Origin of the sequence: Pseudomonas sp. AM8, from assembly GCF_036346475.1 — a bacterium.
GTDB lineage: Bacteria > Pseudomonadota > Gammaproteobacteria > Pseudomonadales > Pseudomonadaceae > Aquipseudomonas > Aquipseudomonas marginalis.
In genome coordinates, this window is sequence record NZ_JAOTNX010000010.1 from 1 (window position 1) to 22130 (window position 22130).

Below are 22130 nucleotides of genomic sequence, written 5' to 3' on the forward strand. Positions count from 1 at the left end.
TGTTTGCTAACGCAGACAGGGGTTTCGTTTATGTAGAAGTCCATGAATTTCATCGGCACGTTGCTAAAGCAACGCTCCGGTACACAGAATTTCTTGACGACCATAGAGCATTGGAACCACCTGATCCCATCCCGAACTCAGCAGTGAAACGATGTATCGCCGATGGTAGTGTGGGGTTTCCCCATGTGAGAGTAGGTCATCGTCAAGATTAAATTCCAGAACCCCTGTCTGCTCATGCAGACAGGGGTTTTGTCGTTTAGAGGGTTTATGAACTCTGTAAGCGAGCAGCAACTACGCCTACCCAACTCCAAAATCATGTTCATGGCACTGACCTGCTTTAAGAGCACGACGCAGGTAGTAGGGAAGAATTTTTACTTCTAAATCTTGTACGACAACCTTTGGTCGGTTTCCTACGTAAAAGGGCGATTCATCCCACAATCCCCTAAGCTTTCCTTCAGCTTGGCCGAAAGCCTGATGAGCCATGCGTGCACCGAAATAGAGCGGCCCGAGACGCCGCCTATACCGTTACATGGAATGTTCCTCTCGGCACGCTCACCCCCATTTGGCAAAAAGAAGTCGATGAAATGAATCTCAAATTCAGTCATAAAATTCTGTTGGCCGCGTCAGGCGTTGTGGTTCTGGCCTTCGCGTTATTCACGCTTTACAACGATTACCTGCAGCGCAGCACCATCAAACAGAATCTGGAGTCGTCTATCCAGCAGTCCGGTGAGCTCACCGCGAGTAGTGTGCAGAACTGGCTTAGCGGTCGAATACTGGTGCTCGAAAGTCTGACGCAAAACGTTGCCCATCAGGGTAGTGCTGCTGATCTTCCAGGGTTGGTCGATCAACCGGCGTTCACCTCGAACTTCCAGTTCACCTACGTTGGCCAAACCAACGGTGTGTTCACCCAGCGCCCGGACGCAAAAATGCCTGACGGCTACGACCCTCGTCAGCGTCCCTGGTACAAGCAAGCCGTGGCTGCGGATAAACCCATGCTCACGCCGCCCTATATGGCCGCCGTGGGTGGGCAGATCGTAACTATCGCTATGCCGGTGAAAAAGAACGGCGAGTTGCTCGGCGTGGTCGGCGGAGACCTGAGCCTGCAAACCCTGGTGAAAATCATCAATTCGGTGGACTTCGGCGGCATCGGCCATGCGTTTCTGGTCAGCGGCGACGGCCAAGTCATCGTAAGTCCTGACGAAGACCATGTGATGAAAAACCTCAAGGACATCTACCCAGGCACTAACGTCCGTATTGAGAAAGTTAATCAGGACGTAGTTCTCAAGGGCCAGGATCGCATCCTGTCGTTCACACCTATCAGCGGCTTGCCCGGGGCAGATTGGTATATCGGCCTGTCGATTGATAAAGACAAAGCCTACGCACCGCTGGGCAAATTCCGTACGTCTGCATTGATCGCCATGCTGATCGCCGTAGTCGCGATTGCCGTGCTCTTGAGCCTGCTAATTCAAGTGTTACTGCGGCCCCTGACCACCATGGGTATTGCCATGCAGGACATTGCCCAAGGTGAGGGCGACCTGACCCGCCGCTTGACGGTCACCAGTAAAGACGAGTTCGGTGAAGTGGGCAGTGCGTTCAACCGGTTCGTGGAGCGTATCCACGCCTCGATTTCCGAAGTGTCTTCTGCAACACGTCAGGTGCATGACCTGTCTCAGCGTGTGATGGCGTCATCCAACGCCTCGATCATCGGTTCTGATGAGCAAAGCGCACGCACCAACAGCGTGGCCGCCGCAATCAACGAACTGGGGGCTGCCACCCAGGAAATCGCGCGTAACGCCGCCGATGCTTCACAGCACGCCAGCGGTGCCAGCGAGCAGGCTGATGATGGGCGTAAAGTGGTCGAGCAAACCATCCTGGCAATGTCGGAGCTGTCGCAGAAAATCAGCCTGTCCTGCACTCAGATCGAAACCCTGAACGCCAGCACCGACAATATCGGCCACATCCTTGATGTGATCAAAGGCATCTCCCAGCAAACCAACTTGCTGGCACTGAACGCTGCGATTGAAGCAGCACGTGCCGGGGAAGCCGGACGCGGGTTTGCCGTGGTCGCCGACGAGGTGCGTAACTTGGCTCACCGTACCCAGGAGTCGGCTGAGGAGATTCATAAAATGATCACTTCGCTGCAAGTGGGGTCGCGTGAAGCAGTGACCACCATGAATGCCAGCCAGACCTCCAGTGAGGAAAGTGTTCAGGTGGCCAACCAGGCCGGTGAGCGCCTGGTCAGCGTAACGCAGCGAATTGTCGAGATCGACGGCATGAACCAGTCCGTCGCTGCGGCCACCGAGGAACAAACTGCCGTGGTGGAAACCCTCAACGTCGATATCAACCAGATCAACCTGCTGAACCAGCAGGGCGTGACCAACCTCAACGAAACCCTGAAAGACTGCGATGCGTTGTCGCAACAGGCCAATCGGTTGAAGCAGCTGGTCGATAGCTTCAAGATCTGAGCCGCTGAGTGTACGAGTAGGAGCGAGCCGGTTCGCTCCTACTGCTTACCCAGCAAGCGGCGAACATTGTCCAGCGCGCTGTCTGCGAAGCCTTGCACAAACTGCTCAAATCCTTCCTGTGCCGTCTCCAGGGGGTCGGCAATGATAGTCCAGGTTACCTTGGAGCAGTGTGCTCCAAGCGCTTCCACTTTGATTGCTGCCCACAACCTGGCCACGCCCAGGGTGTTGTAGATCGTGGTCCAGGTCATGTGCATCGCTTGCTCATCCCGGCTATTGAGTTGTTCTACGACGCGGTTGCCATCGCGGAAAAATTTCGTGCGTAAAGCGCCCACTCCGGTGCCGGTCATTTCGATATGCGTCAAGGAAGGGATGAACGCATCGAAGCCTGCAAACTGCCCCACTATGTTCCATAGACGGTTGGCATGGCAGTCGATCACCACAGAGGACACTATCGGCTGGCCGCTAGGGTTATGAATTAACGTATCGGGTTGCAGCGGTTTCATGAAGTTGTCCTGAAGCGGTTCAAAGAAAGCCGATGGCCTTGAGGTAGTTGCAGCCTTTACTCAGCAGTGCCGGGTCTTTTTCGGGGTATTGCTCACCCATCTGCTGAACGCCGCGTTGCGCGTTGTCATGGAGGATCATCGAGGTGTCACCGATGTCTTCATCCAGTCGATCAAGGTAAAACCCGAGTACACCAAACATCGCATTGTCCTGGCTTACCGTTCGCAGCGCCTGCTGCCAATGCGCAGTACTGACCCGCTCGAACCGGTGGCCCGCCCGGTTGAATGCATCCAGGTAGTGCTCCCAGCTCAGTGGTTGCGGGTTATGCAGGTTGAATACGCTTCTATCGGCTTGAAAGCGATTGCAGTGGAACGCAATGAAGCGAGCCAGAAAGTCCACGGGCATCAGGTCGAAATTCAGGTCCAACCTCGGCAGCAAGCCCAACTGCAGCGACCCCTTGAGCATCAACATCAGGCGATTCTTTTGTGGCTGGCAGATACCGTTATGGCTGTTGAAGCTGATATTTCCAGGGCGATGGATGTTCACCCAGGCTCCTTGCTCCACTGCACGTCCCAGGACCCGCTCGGCGACCCACTTGGACAGGTTATAGCCATTTCGGATGTACAGCGGCAGGGTGGCTGCCGCCGGAGCTTCGAGCACATGCCCCGTCGTGCCGATGCTGCTGGCGGCCGACAACGTCGAGACAAAGTTGAAGACTTTCTTGCAGCGGGTTTCGCACAGGCGCAGGCATTCGAATATGGGGTCGACGTTGTCCCTGGCCAGTGAGGCGTAGTCCAGCACGTGGTTGACCCGTGCTGCGTTGTGCACCAGCGCGCCAAAGTCTGCGGCGAGTGCGTCATACGCGTCACAGGCCAAACCCAATCGCGGCAGGCTGACATCGGCGGCGAATACTCGTACGCGGCTCAAGTCCAGATGTTCCAGTTGGTAGTCACGCAACGCCTGGGTAAAACGAGCCATCGCAGGACTCCCCGGCAAGTCACGCACCAGGCACGCCACCTCGGTGGCACCGGCGTTCAACAACGCCTCGACAATATGGACGCCGACGAAACTGTTGGCCCCCGTCACGATCACCTTGTGCGGATTGCCTGCGCGGTCCCCTTGCAACGGATTGATTTCCCACTCCCGTTGAGCGTCCATGGCCGCTTGGGCAGAGGATGCGTCTGGCAGTTCACCATCCTCCATCAGCGTTGCGAGCGTACGAATAGTCGGTACTTCAATGAAATGGCTCAACGCGAAACTACGGCCAAATTGCTCGCGAACGCGCAACAACAGCGTCGACAGCAAAATCGAATGGCCGCCCAGTGCAAAGAAGCTTTCATCGATGGGCAACTGGCGGGTGGGCAAGCCCAGCAGCTCACCCCAAAGGTCGCTCAATCGCGCTTGAAGCGGCGTATGCGCGGCGCCGGGAGTGGCCTGCAAAATGGGGAGGAAGGGGCGCGACAGCAGCCCCTTGCGGTCGACTTTGCCGTTGTCGCTGTGCGGCATGGCTGGCAGTTCCACCCAGAAACCAGGTTGCATGTAGTCCGGTAGCCACTGGCGCGCATGCTGCTGCAAGGCCACCAGCGAAGCGTTGAGTTCGGGCTGGGCGACAAAGGCGCAGATCCTGCTTTCATGGTCGATCACCACGGCCAGCTCGCGATACAGCCTGTTGCTGCGCAGGCATTGTTCAATCTCCCGGGGGTCGACCCGAAAGCCGCGGATCTTTACCTGATCGTCGCGACGCCCACTCAGCACAATCCCTGCGGCGGTCCACTGCGCGAAGTCGCCGCTGCGGTAGGCCCGCAGCCTTTGGCCGCCCGGCACCAGCAGTTCGACGAACGGGCTGTCAGCCTGCCGCGGCGCATTCACATACCCCAGGCTCACTCCGGGCCCGACGATGTACAACTCGCCCATCACCTGTTCATCCACCGGTTGCAGATCGTCATCGAGGATCAGCACCTGGCTATTGGCGATGGGGTAGCCGACATTACGATTATTGTCATCGGGGGCGAACGTCCGGTGCGTAATCAGTACCGTGGTTTCGGTGGGACCATAGAGGTTGTGCAACTGACACCGTCCTGCCAGCCGCTCGATTACATGTGGTTCGCAGGCATCGCCACCGGTGAGCAGATGCGTTAGGCCGAGGGGGGGATCCGGCGGCAGGATGTTGAGCAGCGCAGGCGGCAGGAAGGCATGAGTGACGCGTTGTCGGCGGAGCAATTCCACCAGTTGCCCAGGGTCGCGTCGCTGCTCCTCACTGGGTACGATCAACTCGGCGCCGGCAATCAGGGCGGGGAAGATTTCGATCAATGACGAGTCGAAACCCAAGGGCGAAAACTGCAGGACGCGGCTCCGTTCATCCAGTTTCATGCAGGACCCGAACCAAGCGGTGAAATGCGCCAGGTTACCTTGGCTGAGCAGCACACCCTTGGGCTGGCCCGTACTGCCCGATGTATAGAGCACCATGCACGGCATATCCGAGCAGGGGCGATCGTGCATCAGCGAGGATGAGGAGTTGGCGTTGTGCGCCTCGACTGTGCTGACATCCAGTGAAATGAAACACTCCCGTAATGGATGTTGGCCGGCATCCAGCAATACGTGGGCCCCAGCGTTTTCGAGCATGGCCCGATGGCGTTGTGTGGGTTGATCAGGTCCCAGTGGCAGGTACACCGCGCCACTGCCCAGTACGGCAAGAATGCTGGCATACAATTCCACGGATTTTTCCAGGCATACACCGATCACCGGTGGCGCCTCAAGCGCCTCCAGCAGCGGGCGCAATCGCAGCTGAATCGCCATGGCCTGTAGGTGCAGTTGGCGGTAGGTCACGGTGTGCCCCGCAATGTTCAGCGCCGGCCGGACGGCGAACAGGACAAGGCTGGCCTGCACCCGTTCGATCACCGGTACCTGGGCTTCCTGGATCAGGGCAGGGTTTGCCGTACGATTGAATCGATGCATAAATGCCAACGGCTCAAGCCCGTGCAGGCCGTGCTCGGGCCAGTCAGTGGCAATCGCGCGTGTAGAGAGAGACTCGGGGTCACGTGAGAAGCCACTGACTAGCAGTGCGACCCAATCCACCAGCGCGGTTGTTGCCTGCCGACGCAATCGCTGGCCGTTGCCACTGGGCTCCTCGGCGATGTCCAGCACGGCGAACAAGCGTCGGCCATGGTCATAGGCGCGCACTTGCAGCGCAGACAACCCACCGTCGCTCAACGGGCCAATCCCCAGGCGCAGACTTATACAGGTGGTTTCGCCCACGTCATCCGGCAACGGCAGGCTGCCGTCTTCAATCCACAGGTCGGTGGCCTCATCCCCTGAAACATGGCCGTACTGTTCCAGCATTGGCCTGATTTCGCCCAGTGCCTTGCTTGTGCCGCACCAGCCGATGGTCAGGCACCTCATGGCGACACCGACAGGTAGTCGCTCAGCACCTGCCCCACACTCGGCGTTTGCAGCAAGCCGCTGTGTTGCAGGAAGCCCATGATATTGCCCATCAACGGGTGCTGGCGGGTGATGGGGAACGCCAGCGCTGATATTTCATCGCGCAGCACACCGCGCAGGCGCTCGCTGATGTCCAGGTGTTCGATCAGGCGCAGGTCGAAGTTTTTCTGCAGGTCGTTGGTCAGGTAATGCGTCAGGAATGTCGGCAGTACGTGAGCGATGCTGTCACGGTCATCCGGGCTCGCGGCTTGCCAGTAGATGCGCACCAGCCGCGTCCAGAACTGCGCGTGGCGACCTTCGTCAAACAGGTGGTCGTCCATCAAGCCTCGTATGGAGGCCTTGACACTGCGGTCCTTGGAAAACGCTGCGACATCGTGGGTCACGGTGTTTTCGGCGATGGCTACGCCAATCAGCTCCACAGCGTCGCTCAGGTGTTCCGGAGCCTGCGCCTGCGCCGCCGGCAGCGCGCGACTCAGTTCGATATGCCCGGGCAGGTCAATCGGTTGTATGCCCGTCATTGTGACAGTCTGTTGCATGAAATCCAGGGCCACCAAGGCGTGGTAGTCCTCGTCCACCACAACCGTCATCGCATCAACGCGACAGGCAAGCGGGAAGGGCACCGAGAAGCGATTCTTGGCAATGCTGCGCGCGGTCTTGTCGACGATTTCGGTTTCGAAAATCACCACATCGTGGATGAACTTATAGAAGCTTTGCACCAGCACGAAGTCGCGCCATTGCGAGCAATGTTCCATGAAGGTCGCGTTGAGTACCAAGGGCTGACGGCACAGTGGGTAGATCAGCTTGTCGTCGTCTTCCAACAGGCGACGAGGGCGGGTTCGGATGGTGGCGCGGCGTTCCCAGTCGTCGGCGATGGTGGTGTATCCGGCGGTATTCATGGGTGTACCTCGTGCAGCGCGGCGCGCACCTCGTCCCAGAACGTGATACGGCTTTCTACGGCGGCAAGGGCTGCGTCATGGGCCTGTTGCGGATAAGCCGGGTCTGCACCCACCAGGCGTTCGAGCAGTTCTTCAGCTGCTGGCCCGTGATGCTCAGTGTCCAACTCGATGTGGCGCCTGAAGTAGCCACACAAGGCTGGTGCCTGGCGATGGATGAGCGTATCGGGCTGCAGGAGGTGTTCGAACATACTTGGGATGACACGCTCACGCCCATGAAGGAATGCAGCTGCTACGCAATGGGTAGAGGCTTGCAGCGCAATGTGCAGCGTGGCGCTGACGAAGCGCGCGGCCCCAGCAGGAACATCGGCCATGCGCAGGGCCGTGCTTGCTTCCACGCCCTGGTGCTGCAGTGCAATGAAACGGTGTATCGCCGAGGTGCTGGCGCCGACTTCGACCATGGCTTCCAGGTACCACTCGAAGTGGCTGCAATGGCCTTGCCTGGGGTGTGAGTCTGATTCTTCGCCCAGCACAATCTCATTGATCAAGCGTGCTGCTTGCGGGTCGGCCGGTGGCAGCCAGGGTAGGCGAGTGCAGGTCAGGTCCTGCTGCAGGCGTTTGGTGAGCGTCATGAAGTCCCAGACAGCGAATACATGGTTTTCCATGAATAGTCGTAACTTTTCCAGCGAAGTTATTTCCAGAAATAACGGATGGCTGCACAACAGCCGTTTTCTTTGTTCCAGTAAAGGTGGGTACATAGTTGATGCCTATAAATTATTGCGTCGCCGCTAAAACAACGTTGGGCTTTTGTATGCCGCAAAAAGATAAGAAAGATGTAAACCAGGCTTTGCGCGCACGCGCGCTCACGCAAGTGGGGCTGCACGGTCGAATTAAGTGGCTGATTTAGTAATGAAAGATAATAAGCGGGTTAAACAAGTTGGCGAGTATATGAATGCATCAGATGTTTTTCTAAATAATATAAGCTGTCGGCAACTTACTTTATAAGAGTGGGACGTTTCTTCTGCGCGGGGTGCTACTTGGCCAGGTAGGGAACCCCGCAGTGCTCGACGGGTAAGCCGAGCGACCTGACACCTTGTTAGAGCGTCTTCTTTGCGGCGGCGTCCAGGTCATTGAGATAGGTTGTGATCACTTCCATCCCGCGCATCAAGTGATTACGCAGCGTCAGGATGCTTTCCTCGACCTTCTTTTGTGCCACCAGGTTCAGCAGTTCACGGTGGTCTTCCTGGGAAGTCTCGCCCAGCCCCATCGCCTCGAGGTTGAAACGCAGGAAGCGCTCCTCCTCATTCAGTCCGTGCTCCACCAGCTTGAGCAGCCGCTGGTTGGGGGCCTTGCCATACAGGGTCATGTGGAACAGGCGATTGAGACGGCCAATCTCGGTGTAGTCTTTTTCCTGTTCCAGGGCAAAGATGAGCGTGTCTGCCTCGGCGATATCGGCTTCGGTCAGCAAGGGAATCGACAAACGCAGGGCTTCAGACTCCAGCAACATTCGCAGCTCATAGGTCTCAGCCGAATTGTCTTCGATCAACGGTGCAACCACGGCGCCCTTGTGGGTGACTACATGCAGCAGTGACTGGGCCTCCAACTGACGCAAGGCTTCACGCACCGGCATGCGGCTGACCCCGAACAGGCTGGCCAGCTCCTGCTGGCGCATGGCGGTACCGCAGGGCAAGCGGCCATCAAGGATGGCATTGCGCAAGGTTTCTTCAATCACGGAGCGAGCAAGATGGGCGGGAATAGGGCCGGTGATCTTGATGCTGTTCAACGGATTCGGCTTCTGCGTCACGGTTACGCTATCCTCCTTATTAAAATAGGGGTGCTAATTGGATCCAATGCACACTAGAGGCTGCCCATAGGGCTTGTCAAACGGGCACGGTTTCGGCTTGTAAGCGTTTCAACGCGCGGCTCCGGCGGCCCACGCGCGGGTTTTGCCGAGTCTGACACGCCACTGACGTGTTGCGACATTACCGCATATAGATATTCTTTAACGGTATTTAAATTGCCGTTCTTATATCTATAAAGTCACTCTCCTGTCTGACCGGGAGTGAACTCATGTCCGCCACCTCTACTGTTCCAACAGCGACCCTTGCCGCCCAAACGTTCGAGATTCGACCACTGCCCGGCAGCGTCGGTGCCGAGATTGTCGGCCTGGATTTGTCCCGGCCAGTCAACGACCAGGATTTCGCCCGCATTCATCGCGCGCACCTGGATCACCACGTCGTGGTGTTCCGCGACCAACGCATCACCCCCGAACAACAGATCGCTTTCAGCCGCCGCTTTGGCGTCCTGCAGATCCACGTGCTCAAGCAGTTCCTGCTGGCCAACCACCCGGAAATCCTGATCGTCTCCAACATCATCGAAAACGGCCAATCCATAGGCCTGGGTGACGCAGGCAAATTCTGGCACTCGGACCTGTCCTATAAAGAGCTGCCGAGCCTGGGCTCGATGCTTCACGCCCAGGAGCTGCCGTCGGAAGGCGGAGATACCCTGTTTGCCGACATGCACAAAGCCTGGGACCAACTGCCCGAGCACCTGCGCAAAGCTGTTGAAGGCCGCAGTGCCGCGCACTCTTATACCGCGCGCTACAGCGAAACCAAATTCGAAGGCAACTGGCGCCCGACGTTGACGCCCGAGCAGCTTGCCCAAGTCGCGGAAGTGGTTCACCCCATCGTGCGCACCCACCCGGAAAACGGCCGCAAGGCGCTGTTCGTCAGTGAAGGCTTCACCACCCGCATCGTCGGCCTGCCGGAAGACGAAAGCCGCGACCTGCTGGCCCAGCTCTACGCCCACAGTGTGCTGCCGCACAACATCTACCGCCACCAATGGCAGCCCCACGACTTGGTGTTCTGGGACAACCGCTCGCTGATCCACCTGGCCGCCGGTTGCCCGAGCCATCTGCGCCGCAAACTGTTTCGCACCACCATCCAGGGCGACGCGCCTTTCTGATTCGGAGCATGACCATGTCCAGGAAAACCCCATTTGCACGGCTGGCCGCGACCGTCGGCCTCGGTGTCAGCCTGTTGGCCGGCAGCCTGGTGGCGCCGACGGCTGCGCAGGCCGAAGGCGAGATCCGCATCGCCGAACAGTTCGGTATCGTCTACCTGCTGCTTAACGTAGTGCGCGACCAGAACCTGATCGAAAAATACGGCAAGCAGGAAGGTCTCGACATCAAGGTCGACTGGACCCAGCTGTCCGGCGGCGCAGCGGTCAACGACGCACTGCTCTCCGGCTCGATCGATATCGCCGGTGCCGGCGTCGGCCCGCTGCTGACCATCTGGGACCGCACCCATGGCAAGCAGAACGTCAAGGCCGTGGCCTCCCTGGGCAACTTCCCCTACTACCTGGTCAGTAACAATCCCAAGGTCAAGACCATTGCCGACTTCACCGACAAGGACCGTATCGCCGTGCCGGCGGTGGGCGTGTCGGTGCAGTCGCGCTTCCTGCAATACGCCGCCGCCAAGCAATGGGGCGACAAGGAATTCAATCGCCTCGACAAGTACACCGTCGCCGTCCCGCACCCGGATGCCACCGCTGCCCTGATCGCCGGCGGCACCGAACTGACCGGGCACTTCTCCAACCCGCCGTTCCAGGACCAGGCCCTGGCCAACCCTAACGTGCATGTGGTGCTGAACACCTACGACCTGCTGGGGCCGAACTCGCCAACGGTGCTGTTCGCCACCGAGAAATTCCGTAACGACAACCCGAAGACCTACAAGGCATTTGTCGAGGCGCTGACCGAAGCCGCGCAATTCGCCCAGAACGATAAAGGCGCTGCGGCCGACACTTACATTCGCGTCACCAAGGCCAAGATCGACCGCGCCGAGTTGCTGAAAATCATCGACAACCCGCAGTTCGAATTCAGCGTCACGCCAAAAAACACCTACCCGCTGGCGGAATTCCTCTACCGCGTCGGCGCCATCAAAAACAAGCCTGAATCGTGGAAGGACTACTTCTTCCAGGATGCCAAGCCCCTGCAAGGAAGTTGAGATGAACGCGCCCTTGCAAGGCCACACGGCCAGCAACCTGCACACCGCCGCACCATTGCTGGCGGTGGATAACGTCAGCCTGGAATACCGCACCCCCGAGCGCGTGGTGCGCGCCACTCACCAAGTCAGCTTCGAGATCGACCCGGCGGATCGCTACGTGTTGCTCGGCCCATCGGGTTGCGGCAAATCCACACTGCTCAAGTCCATTGCCGGGTTTATCAAGCCCTGCGAAGGCGAGATCCGCCTGCTGGGGCAAAAGGTCGAACAACCAGGCCCGGACCGCATTGTGGTGTTCCAGGAATTCGACCAACTGCCGCCATGGAAAACCGTCAAACAGAACGTGATGTTTCCGCTGCTGGCGTCGAAAACTTTGCCGCGTCGCGAAGCCGAAGAACGGGCGCTGCACTACCTCGACAAAGTCGGCCTCTGCGCCTTTGCCGACGCTTACCCGCACACCCTTTCCGGCGGTATGAAAGCCCGCGTGGCCATCGCCCGCGCCCTGGCCATGCAGCCGAAGATCCTGCTGATGGACGAACCCTTCGCCGCCCTCGACGCCCTGACCCGACGCAAGATGCAGGAAGAATTGCTGCTGCTCTGGGAAGAAGTGCGCTTCACCCTGCTGTTCGTCACCCACTCCATCGAAGAAGCGCTGGTGGTGGGCAATCGCATCCTGCTGCTGTCGCCGCATCCGGGGCGCGTGCGCGCGGAAATCCACAGCCATCAATACGACTTGCACAGCCTCGGTGGCGTGGAGTTCCAGGCGTCGGCGCGGCGGATTCATCGCCTGTTGTTCGATGAAGCGCCCGAGGCCGAACGTGAGTTGGGTTTCGCCGACATCCGCATCGCTTACTAAGGGGACAACCCAATGCGCCAGGAATACGAAATCAACCTTGAGCCGCTGCTCAGTGTCCCCATTGAACGCGAACTGCCCCTGCGCCAACGCCTGTGGCAGCAAGGCTGGCTGCGCAAGGGCCTGATCCTGATCGTGCTCGCGATCCTTTGGGAAGCCGTCGCGCGCTACCAGAACAACGACCTGCTGCTGCCGAGTTTCCTGCAGACCTTTCACGCGCTCTATGACGGCCTGCTCAGTGGCGAACTGCTGGGCAAGGTGAGCATCTCGCTGGTGGTGCTGATCAAGGGCTACCTGATCGGTATCGTGCTGGCGTTTGCCCTGACCACCCTAGCGGTGTCCACGCAACTGGGCCGTGACCTGCTGAGCACCCTGACCTCGATGTTCAACCCACTGCCGGCCATTGCGTTATTGCCGCTGGCGCTGCTGTGGTTCGGCCTGGGCCAGAACAGCCTGATCTTCGTGCTGGTGCATTCGGTGTTGTGGGCGCTGGCGCTCAACACGTATTCAGGGTTCCTCGGCGTGTCCGAAACCCTGCGCATGGCCGGTCGCAACTACGGCCTCAAGGGCATGCGTTTCGTGTTGTTCATCCTGATCCCGGCCGCACTGCCGTCCATCCTCGCCGGGCTGAAAATCGGCTGGGCCTTCGCCTGGCGCACACTGATCGCCGCCGAGCTGGTATTCGGTGCGACCAGCGGCAAGGGCGGCCTGGGCTGGTACATCTTCCAGAACCGCAACGAGCTGTACACCGACAAGGTATTCGCCGGCCTGGCGGTGGTGATCCTGATCGGCCTGCTGGTGGAAAACCTGGTGTTCGACACCTTCGAGCGCCTCACCGTGAAGCGTTGGGGCATGCAGCGCTGATACACCCAGCCTGCTACGATTGCGGCCAGCTCACTCCCGACTGATCACGAGTGCTTGGCATGCAACTACCCGACATGAACCTGTTGGTCGCCCTCGACGCCTTGCTCGACGAGGGCAGCGTGGTGGGCGCCGCGCGGCGGATGAACCTCAGCCCGGCGGCCATGAGCCGTACCCTCACACGTATTCGCGAAGCGGTAGGCGACCCGATTCTGGTGCGCGCCGGTCGCGGCCTGGTGCCGACGCCCAAGGCCTTGCAGTTGCAAGGCCAGGTGCGCAACGTGGTGGAGCAGGCGGCGTTGCTGTTTCGCTCGGCGGATCAGGTTGATTTAAGCACCTTGCGCCGTCGCTTCAGTGTGCGCGCCAATGACTTTTTCATCGGCGTGTATGGCGGTCGGCTGTTTGACACCATGGAGCGCATGGCGCCGCTGTGCGAGCTGTGTTTCGTACCCGAAGGCGACACCGATGATGAAGCCCTGCGCGAAGGGCGGCTGGACCTGCGCGTGAGCAACACCATGCCGGTCACCCCGGAAGTGAAGGTGCAGAACCTGTTTTCCACCACCTTCGTGGGCCTCGCGCGGGAGGACCATCCGTTGTTTGACGACGAGATCACCGCCGCGCGCTTCGCCAGCTATTCCCATATCAGTATCTCGCGGCGTGGCATCGCCCGTGGGCCGATCGACACCGCGTTGAATGCCCAGGGCCTGGAGCGGCGGGTGGCGATGATCGCCCCGGGGTTTCACGGTGCGATGTTCATGTTGCCCGATTCCGACCTGATTCTGCCGGTGCCCAAGGAAGCCCTGTTGAGCGCCAACCGCTTGAAGCTGCCACTGCGCGCGTTTGCGTTGCCGATCTCGCTGCCGACGTTGGTATTGGCCCAATCCTGGCACCCGCGCTTCGACAAAGACCCGGCTCATAAGTGGCTGCGCGAGACGATGCGTGAGAGCTGCCACGCCACCTGGCTGGAAGCTCAACCAACCTAAACATCAAGCGTACACAGGGCAAATGTGGGAAGGGACTTGCCCCCGATTGCGTTGGATCAGATAGAAAATCTGTGTCTGGCACACAGCAATCGGGGGTAAACCCCCTCCCACATGTAGATTTGTGTCGGTTTCAGGATTGTGTGTGGTGCAGTTATAAGCTGCCAATAAGTAACTTTTTGTCATGCATGTGCCTGATTAAACTGCTCGGGTATTTCTAATCCCGAGCTGCCTGTTCATGACTTCCCTCGCTGCCCCCACCCTTGCGGCCGCAGCCAGACCCACCGCCATCACCCCGCCTGTATTTGGCCCGCGCATCATCATCGGCCTGGTCGGCGTGTTGCTCGCGGTGCTGGTGTCCGGCCTCAACGAGATGGTCACCAAGGTGGCCCTCGCGGATATTCGCGGCGCGCTGTACATCGGCTTTGACGAAGGCACCTGGCTGGTGGCCGCGTACACGGCCACCTCCGTGTCGGCCATGGCCTTTGCGCCCTGGTGTTCGGTGACGTTTTCCCTGCGGCGCTTCACCCTGTGCGCTATTGGCTTGTTCACCGCACTGGGGATCCTGTGCCCGTTTGCGCCGAACTACCAAAGCCTGCTGCTGCTGCGTACCGTCCAAGGCCTGGCCGGCGGTGCCTTACCGCCGATGCTGATGACCGTGGCGCTGCGCTTCCTGCCGGCCAACGTCAAGCTGTATGGTCTGGCTGGCTACGCACTTACCGCCACGTTCGGGCCGAGCCTCGGCACGCCGTTGGCGGCACTGTGGACCGAATACGTGGGCTGGCAGTGGGCGTTCTGGCAGATCGTCGGGCCGTGCCTGTTGGCCATGGCCGCCGTGGCCTACGGCTTGCCGCAAGACCCGCTGCGCCTGGAGCGCTTCAAGCAATTCAATTGGCGCGGCCTGTTGCTCGGCTTTCCGGCGATCTGCATGCTGGTGATCGGCATTCTGCAGGGCAATCGCCTGGACTGGTTCGAGTCGGGCCTGATCACCTTCCTGCTGTGCGGCGGCAGCGTGCTGCTGGTGCTGTTCATGTTCAATGAATGGTCGCACCCGATGCCGTTCTTCAAGTTGCAGATGCTCGGCCTGCGCAACCTGGCGTTTGCCCTGATCGTGCTGGCAGGCGTGCTGATGGTGCTGACCTCGGTGATCATCATCCCCTCGAGTTTCCTCGCCCAGGTCCAGGGTTATCGCCCATTGCAAACCGCGCCGGTGATGCTGCTGATGGCGCTGCCGCAATTGATCGCACTGCCGCTGGTGGCGGCGTTGTGCAACCTGCGCTGGGTCGATTGCCGCTGGGTCCTGGGGATCGGGCTGGGGATGTTGGTGCTGTGTTGCGTGGGCAGCGCGCACCTGACCTCGGCGTGGATTCGCGATGATTTCTACGGCCTGTACCTGCTGCAAATCTTCGGGCAGCCCATGGCGGTGTTGCCGCTGCTGATGCTCTCCACCGGCAGCATTCAACCGGCGGATGGGCCGTTCGCCTCGGCCTGGTTCAACACCGTCAAAGGCCTGGCCGCCGTGATTGCCACCGGCGTGCTGGATGCGCTGACCACCCAGCGCCTGCACTTTCACTCGACCATGCTGGTGGACCGCCTGGGTAACTCGCCGCTGGCCGACGGCGATGCGCCGGGCCTGGCCCACCGCCTGCACGAGCAGGCCGTGGTGCTGACTTCTTCGGATCTCTATTACGTCATGGCCGCTGTCGCGGTGGCGTTGATCCTGCTGATTTTCTGGATGCCCACGCGGATTTTTCCGCCTCGCGCACCGACCTAGCCACAAGGACTTCCCATGAAACGCAAAGACAAAATCGCCGTCTCCGTTATCGCCGTGTTTGCTGTCGGGGTGCTGGTGTACCTGGTCGCGCCCGGCCTGTTGGGCAACAAGCGCCAGGCCACCAACGACGCCTTCGTCGCCGCCGATTTCACCCTGGTGGCGCCACGTGTGGCGGGCTTTATCAAGGAAGTGCTGGTGGAAGACAACCAGCGCGTCAAGGCCGGCCAACTGTTGGCGCTGATCGACGACCGCGATTTTCGCGCCGCCGCCCAGGCCGCCGACGCCGACACCCTGGTCGCCCAGGCCCAGCTGAAAAACGCCACCGCGACCCTGGAGCGCCAAACCTCGGTGATCGCCCAGGCCCAGGCCACCGTGGCGGCAGACCGCGCCGAAGTGGCCTTCGCCGAACATGAACTGAACCGCTACAACCACCTCGCCGGCGTGGGTGCGGGTACCGTGCAGAACGCCCAGCAAGCCAAGACCCGCATCGACCAGGCCAACGCGCGCCTGGCCAACGCCACCGCGGTGCTGGCGGCCGAACGTAAGCAGGTGGAAATCCTCACGGCCCAGCGCGATGCAGCCGAAGGTGGACTCAAGCGTGCCCAGGCCGCGTTGGAAATGGCCAGCTATCAGCTGTCCTACACGCGCATCGTCGCGCCGGTGGATGGCATGGTTGGTGAGCGTGCGGTGCGGGTCGGTGCCTATGTGACCCCTGGCAGCAAGATCCTCGCGGTGGTGCCGTTGGCCGAGGCCTACGTGGTCGCCAACTTCCAGGAAACCCAGCTGTCCCATATGCACGCGGGCCAGGCCGTGCAGGTGCGGGTCGACAGCCTCGACGGGGAGTTGCTCAACGGCCACCTGGAGAGCCTCGCACCGGCGACGGGTGTGACCTTCGCATCGGTCAAGCCGGACAACGCGACCGGCAACTTCACCAAGGTGGTGCAGCGTATCCCGGTGAAAATCGTCCTCGAACCCAACCAACCGCTGACCGAGCGCCTGCGGGTCGGCATGTCGGTTGAAGCCAGCGTCGACACGCAGCCGGTCAAGCAGCGTGAGGTGGCCCAGCAATGAGACACCTTGCCTGGTTCACCCTGAGTGTTATCAGCCTGAGTGCCTGCACTGTCGGGCCGGATTTTCAGCGCCCGCACACGCTGCAAGCCACGCGGTGGAGCGAACCTCAAGGGCGACAAGCCGCCAGCCGAGCAGTGAGTGATCCGCTGCAAGAGCGCTGGTGGGACGTGTTCCGTGACGAGCAACTGTCGGCCCTCACGCGCCGCGCGCTGACCGATAACCTCGACCTGAAGCTGGCCAGCAGCCGCCTGCAACAAAGCCGTGCGGTCCGCCAGGTGACCACCGCCGAGCGTTATCCCACTGTCGACGCCACGGGTGCCTACCAGCGCAAACGCAACAGCGGCAAAGGCTTGAACGACCCCTCCGGCGAAAACGGCCGTTCCGCGTTCAACCAGTGGGACGCGGGCTTCTCGGCGTCCTGGGAGCTGGACTTCTGGGGGCGGGTCAAACGCGAAACCGAAGCCGCCGACGCCACCCTGCAAGTGGCGGAAAACGACCGCCGCGCCGTGCTGTTGTCGGTACTGGCCGAGACCGTCCAGGACTACATCCAGCTGCGTGGCGTACAGAACACCCGCGCGGTGACCGAGCAAAACCTCGACGTCGCCCGCCACAGCCTCAAGCTCTCGCAACTGCGCCTGGCAGACGGCGTGGCCACCGACCTCGATGTCGCCGAAGCCGCCGCCCAGGTCGCCGCCATCGAAGCGCGGCTGCCGGATCTGCAGCAACGCCAGGACCAGTTGATCAACGCCCTCAGCCTGTTGATGGGCGAGCCACCCCAGGCTCTGCACGCGCAATTGTCCAAGGACGCCGCCGTACCGCAGGCCCAACGCCAGGTCGCCATCGGCCTGCCGTCGGAGCTCGCCGAACGCCGTCCGGATATCCGCCAGGCCGAGGCGCGCCTGCACGCCGCCACCGCCAGCATCGGCGTGGCCAAGGGCGATTTTTACCCGCGTATTACCTTGTCCGGCAGCCTCGGTTCCCAGGCCATGCAACTGTCGGATTTCGGCTCCTGGGGCTCTCGTGCGTTTGCCTTCGGCCCGCAAGTGAGCCTGCCGCTGTTCAGCGGCGGCCGCCTGCAAGGCATGCTGGACCTGCGCGAAGCCCAGCAACAGGAAGCGGCCCTGGCCTACCAGCAAACGGTGCTGCGTGCCTGGCATGAAATCGACGACCAACTGACCCGCTACAACGCCAGCCAGCTGCGCCGCGACAGCCTCGCCGAAGCCGTGCGCCAGAACCAGATCGCCCTGACCACCGCACAGCACCAATACGTTGAAGGCGTGGTGGATTTCGTCAACGTGCTCACCGTGCAAAGCGCGCTGCTGGCCACGCAGGAGCAGTGGGTCGAGAGTTCTACCGGGGTGTCGTTGGCGATGGTGGGGTTGTACAAGGCGTTGGGGGGCGGGTGGGAGTCGGTCTACCCAGTGGCAATGGCTCAGCATTGAAATTGGAGTATCCGATGTAGGACCGTTCTTGATTTTTGCTGCCTTAAACCTTGGTGAACCTTGATCGTTAAGCTTTCAGTCCGATTATTACCTGTGAGTCTTTCCGATGTCTGTCATCGAAAACCCCTACGCGCCTCCACAAGCTGATCTGCGCACTCCAGTCTCCGCCATCCAACCTACATTCTTCGTGGTCGCGCCGCGCAAGCTGGTCCTGATGGTGTTGCTGTCCCAAGGTTTTTATCTCTTCTACTGGTGTTACCAGCAGTGGGCCTGCTATCGGCGGGCTACTGGCGCAAAGGTGTTGCCGCTGGTGCGAGCGTTCTTCTCGGTGTTTTTTCTGTATTCGCTGGTGATGAAAATCAGGCAGAAACTGGCGCTTGACGGTACGCCGTACCGCTGGTGGCCGCGAGCCATGGCGCTGGGGCTTATTGCGTGTGGGTTGTTACCCTTTACCTACGTTTTTTTCGTCACCGCCATGACGGCAATGAAGTTGAGCGTGTGCTTGATGATCGTGCAGGTAGCGCTGTTCGTGCAGGTGCAAGGCGCGGTGAACCTGATCGAGGGCGACACAGATGGCGAGGCGAACAATCGCCTGACTTGGGCTAACGCAATCTGGATCGTTATCGGGCTGGGCATGTGGAGCTTGGGCTTTATAGGGGCGTTTCACGAGCAAGGGCTGTCGTGATTGTCCTCAGGGAGCAGTGTTTTTTAAGACCGCAAAAGCATAAAGATGACAACGTCTTGCGTTGAACAACCTTCCTGTAGTTCCAGGCTGATCAGTTTGAACAGGATGACGATGTCTTGACTTTTCATGGGGCTCCAAAAGCGAGTGTCCTCTGTCCGCGGACAGAGGACACTTTCTTGCACAGGGTTGACACTCATGTCAACGGTTTTGCAAAAACACCACATACCCCCGAAACCACTCACTCCCCTGCAAATACCCCGGCTCCTCCCACTCCCCACCCTGAATCAAACCGATCTTGAACGGTAGCCCCATCCGGTTCATCCGTGGCAAATACGCCGCGTAATCCGGAATGCTCTGGCGGCCCTGATAGGTCTGCACCACCACCTCATCCACCACGCCTTTGAGCTGGCTGATGGCGGTGGGGTCGGCGTTGCTGCTCCAGTCCATCAGGCCGGTGATACTCAGTTTCAGATCGGCCGGCAGGCGCTGGCGCAGGTCGCGCAGGAAGTCGGCGTATTCGTGCAGGTATTGGGTGCGGGCGTCGAAGTCGATCTGGATGCCGACCACTGGGTTGCCTGCGTCGCGCCAGCGTTGTACCTGGCCGAGCAGTTGGGTATAGACCTGTTCGGGCCAGTGCAGGGTGTGGGCGCGGTAGACCACCCAGACGTCGCCGCGGGTGAGGCGCGGTACGCTGATGCCTTGGGCGATCAGCTGCACACCGCGCTGGGGCGCGCGGCGGGTGGCGTTGATCTGGCCCTGGAGGATGTACAGGGTCTTGGCCTGCTTGAATACCGGCTGCGGCGTGACGCCGCTCCACAGCCAGAAGGCGTCGTAGTCGCGGGCATCGACGGCACCGAATGCCGGGCTTGCCAGCAACAGCAAGCCCAGCCACAGGTGTTTCACCAGTAATACTGCAGCGATTTGCCCCACTGGGTGTCGGCGAAACCACTTTTCAGCTGGCGGAACCAGGCTTTGCGCACACCGGGTTCGACGTCCTTGCCGCCACAGCTGTTGTAGCCGGCCGGCGCGTAGCAGTTGATGGCGCGGAACAGGGCGTAGGCCTTGTCGTTTTTCGGCGCCTTGGCGTTGCCGATGACCTGTTGGTAACCGTCGAGCCGCGAGAAGGTTTCACCCTTGAAGTCCGAGGCGGTGCTGCCCAGGCTGCCGGCGGCGCGGGCCTGCTCCAGAGGCATGCCGTCCAGGTTGTTGCGCAGGATGAATTCGCCGAAGCAGTTCAGGGCCTGGGGGTTCTTCGCGTCGGTCTGCAAGGTCGCTGCGGTTTGCGCGATGCTGGGGCAGGCGTAGCCGGATTCGGCCTTGTCGCCGTTCCACTGGAACAGCTTAAGCGTCTGGCTGGCGCTGTAGACATAACCCAGGCTGGTGCCCAGCTTGTCCTCGGGGGCCTGGGCCGGCAGTTGCTTGAGGTCCTCGGCGAACGTGGCGAACTGGCCGCGCAGCAGGTCTTTGTAGAGCAGCACGAATTGCGCGGTCTGGCGTTCCAGCGGATCGCTCGCCTGGGCGATCTGCTGGCGCAGCAGTTCAGGCCCGGCAACGTTGCGCAGCAGGATGTAGCGCACCTGCCTGGCACTGATCGGCGAATCGCTGGCGAACACCTTGGCCAGTTGGCCGCTGCGCTCGTAGTTCATGGCCAGTGCCAACTCCAACTGGTCGCGTTGCAACGGCAGCTTTGCCAGTGGCAACAATTGCAGCCACAAGGCCTCGGCGCCTTTCCAGTCTTGCTTGGCTTCCAGGGCCAGGGCGCGCAGGGTCTGCTGGCTGAAGGCGAAGTAATTCAGGCTCGACGGCACGCTTTGCGGCAACTGCTTCAAGGCAGCGTCCGGTTGATGCTCGATGTACAGCGCGCACACAGCCAGCAGGTAGTCGTAGAGCTCTGGCTCGCTGGCGAACGCGGCTTTTTGCTTCTCGAGGTCGGCGCGGCTGAGGGCCGGCTGGTTGCCGCCGCGCATCACCATCAGGTCGCTGACGAGCTGGATCATCGGGGTCTTGACGGTATCGCTGTTGACCATCAACAGCTTGAGATCCGCTTCTTCTACCAGCTGATCTTCCGACACATTGCGCTGTTCGTCGGTGGCCGTCAGTGCCCAGGCGAACGCGTCGGCGAGCTGGGTGTTGTCATCGGCCAGCCAGTACACCCGGCGCAGCAAACCGTGGGCCGAGGCCGCGTATTCGCCCTGTGGGTAAGTTTTCAGATAGGCGTTGAAACCCTGCTCGGCCGTGGCCAATGCGGGCTTATCCACACGGTCCAGGTGCGGTACGCCGTCTTCGTCATAGGTGTTGGCCTGGGCCTGGTTGAGCGCTGTGCGGGCGGTCATGTACAGCGCGGTTTCCTTCAGCCACGGCGACTGTGCACTGCCGACGCCAGCAAAGCCTTGCGCGGCCTCGGCGAAGCGGCCGCTGTAGAAATCGGCGGCGGCTTGCAGGTAGGTGCGAAACAGTTGGCCGCCGGCTGACTGGATCTGCTGCGCTTCGGCGATCACCGGGCCATCCCAGGTGCAGGTGGTGAGCAGTTGCAGCCGCGCCTTTGCCAGCAGCGCGCGCTCGTCCGCCGGCATGTCGGCCTTGACCACTTGGCGGATAAACGCCGTGGCGCTGTCATCGTCGTTGCTGCGGCAGCGGCTGCCTTCGCCATTGAGGAACGCTTCGCCAGCGGTTTTGTATTCCTCGCGCTTGATACCCAGGGGCGTCAGCAGGGTGTCGAGTTCGGCGGTAGGCGAATCGTCCGAGTCGGGCTCAGTCTCTGCGCTGGAGGCAGCGGCCAGGCGATACACCGGGAACGGCACCGGGCCGAAACCCTGGGCCAGGTCATCTTCGCTCAACGCTTTGGGCGCCAACGGCGCGGCCTTTTTGTCGGCCAGCAACAGGCGCAGGTTGGCCCGGCTGTCATTGCCTGGGCTCAGGAACGGCACGTTGTTACAAGGGTCCAGGCTGTCACGCGAGACACGCCAATCGGGGTAGCACGAATCGTCGGAACTGGCCTGGGCCTGCTGGGAAATACCGGCCAGCAGGGCCAGTGCGAGGGGGGAGAGAAAACCGATGCGCATGACGTGTCCTTGATCCTGGGTCCTTGGAGGGCGGCAATCATAACGTGTTCCTACGCAGGCTTCGGTGAAGCCCTACACAAATTGCTGATTTGTCGGGCGGGAAT

17 protein-coding genes and 1 rRNA gene are annotated in these 22130 nt (G+C 60.6%); 11 read left to right on the forward strand and 7 right to left on the reverse strand.

Annotated elements, in window-relative coordinates:
* Window positions 1-92 precede the first annotated feature (92 nt).
* A 5S ribosomal RNA gene (gene rrf / locus V3W40_RS22360) occupies window positions 93-208 on the forward strand.
* A 376-nt stretch (window positions 209-584) separates the two neighbouring features.
* A complete protein-coding gene (locus tag V3W40_RS22365; RefSeq protein WP_330215654.1) occupies window positions 585-2465 on the forward strand; it encodes a methyl-accepting chemotaxis protein in 1881 nt (626 codons plus the stop codon).
* Window positions 2466-2503: 38 nt separating this feature from the next.
* On the opposite strand, the gene V3W40_RS22370 is transcribed toward V3W40_RS22365, so the two are convergent.
* From V3W40_RS22370 to V3W40_RS22390, 5 genes are all read right to left on the reverse strand, one after another.
* Window positions 2504-2968 carry an SRPBCC family protein gene (locus V3W40_RS22370; protein ID WP_065924664.1) on the reverse strand — a complete coding sequence of 155 codons (465 nt, stop codon included), beginning with the start codon at window positions 2966-2968 and terminating at the stop codon, window positions 2504-2506.
* Window positions 2969-2987: 19 nt separating this feature from the next.
* Window positions 2988-6365: an amino acid adenylation domain-containing protein gene (locus V3W40_RS22375; protein ID WP_330215655.1), complete on the reverse strand. Its 3378-nt coding sequence runs from the start codon at window positions 6363-6365 to the stop codon at window positions 2988-2990.
* Entirely contained in the window at window positions 6362-7300 is a 939-nt protein-coding gene (locus V3W40_RS22380) for a diiron oxygenase (RefSeq protein ID WP_330215656.1), read from the reverse strand. The genes V3W40_RS22375 and V3W40_RS22380 overlap by 4 nt, the downstream gene beginning before the upstream one ends.
* On the reverse strand, window positions 7297-8055 hold the full coding sequence (locus V3W40_RS22385; protein ID WP_330215657.1) for a DUF3050 domain-containing protein: 759 nt from the start codon (window positions 8053-8055) through the stop codon (window positions 7297-7299). The genes V3W40_RS22380 and V3W40_RS22385 overlap by 4 nt, the downstream gene beginning before the upstream one ends.
* 338 nt (window positions 8056-8393) lie before the next feature.
* Complete coding sequence (locus V3W40_RS22390; protein ID WP_065924668.1) at window positions 8394-9101, reverse strand: GntR family transcriptional regulator; 708 nt, start codon at window positions 9099-9101, stop codon at window positions 8394-8396.
* A 266-nt stretch (window positions 9102-9367) separates the two neighbouring features.
* Between V3W40_RS22390 and V3W40_RS22395 the strand changes: the two genes are divergently transcribed.
* The 9 genes from V3W40_RS22395 to V3W40_RS22435 all read left to right on the forward strand — a co-directional run bounded on the left by V3W40_RS22395 (window position 9368) and on the right by V3W40_RS22435 (window position 18964).
* Window positions 9368-10261, forward strand: coding sequence for a TauD/TfdA dioxygenase family protein (locus tag V3W40_RS22395; protein ID WP_065947098.1), 894 nt, complete (start codon window positions 9368-9370; stop codon window positions 10259-10261).
* A gap of 14 nt (window positions 10262-10275) precedes the next feature.
* Window positions 10276-11301: an ABC transporter substrate-binding protein gene (locus V3W40_RS22400; protein WP_065924670.1), complete on the forward strand. Its 1026-nt coding sequence runs from the start codon at window positions 10276-10278 to the stop codon at window positions 11299-11301.
* Between the two features lies 1 nt (window position 11302).
* Window positions 11303-12154, forward strand: a complete 852-nt coding sequence (locus V3W40_RS22405) for an ABC transporter ATP-binding protein (protein WP_065924671.1) — start codon at window positions 11303-11305, stop codon at window positions 12152-12154.
* A 12-nt stretch (window positions 12155-12166) separates the two neighbouring features.
* A complete protein-coding gene (locus tag V3W40_RS22410) occupies window positions 12167-13015 on the forward strand; it encodes an ABC transporter permease (protein WP_065924672.1) in 849 nt (282 codons plus the stop codon).
* 59 nt (window positions 13016-13074) lie between these two features.
* Window positions 13075-13995: a LysR family transcriptional regulator gene (locus V3W40_RS22415; protein WP_027608061.1), complete on the forward strand. Its 921-nt coding sequence runs from the start codon at window positions 13075-13077 to the stop codon at window positions 13993-13995.
* Window positions 13996-14230: 235 nt separating this feature from the next.
* Complete coding sequence (locus V3W40_RS22420) at window positions 14231-15766, forward strand: MFS transporter (protein WP_065924673.1); 1536 nt, start codon at window positions 14231-14233, stop codon at window positions 15764-15766.
* A 15-nt stretch (window positions 15767-15781) separates the two neighbouring features.
* Window positions 15782-16837 carry an HlyD family secretion protein gene (locus tag V3W40_RS22425; protein WP_137212683.1) on the forward strand — a complete coding sequence of 352 codons (1056 nt, stop codon included), beginning with the start codon at window positions 15782-15784 and terminating at the stop codon, window positions 16835-16837.
* The gene (locus V3W40_RS22430) at window positions 16834-18279 is read left to right on the forward strand and encodes an efflux transporter outer membrane subunit (protein WP_330215658.1); all 1446 of its coding nucleotides are present in this window, start codon (window positions 16834-16836) and stop codon (window positions 18277-18279) included. The genes V3W40_RS22425 and V3W40_RS22430 overlap by 4 nt, the downstream gene beginning before the upstream one ends.
* 106 nt (window positions 18280-18385) lie before the next feature.
* Window positions 18386-18964: a hypothetical protein gene (locus V3W40_RS22435; RefSeq protein WP_065924676.1), complete on the forward strand. Its 579-nt coding sequence runs from the start codon at window positions 18386-18388 to the stop codon at window positions 18962-18964.
* 198 nt (window positions 18965-19162) lie between these two features.
* On the opposite strand, the gene V3W40_RS22440 is transcribed toward V3W40_RS22435, so the two are convergent.
* Together V3W40_RS22440 and V3W40_RS22445 are read right to left on the reverse strand one after the other, a co-directional pair.
* On the reverse strand, window positions 19163-19867 hold the full coding sequence (locus tag V3W40_RS22440; protein ID WP_330215659.1) for a DUF3142 domain-containing protein: 705 nt from the start codon (window positions 19865-19867) through the stop codon (window positions 19163-19165).
* Window positions 19864-22026 (reverse strand): outer membrane assembly lipoprotein YfiO, encoded by a 2163-nt coding sequence (locus tag V3W40_RS22445; protein WP_330215660.1) that lies wholly within the window; start codon window positions 22024-22026, stop codon window positions 19864-19866. The genes V3W40_RS22440 and V3W40_RS22445 overlap by 4 nt, the downstream gene beginning before the upstream one ends.
* Between the last annotated feature and the right edge of the window lie 104 nt (window positions 22027-22130).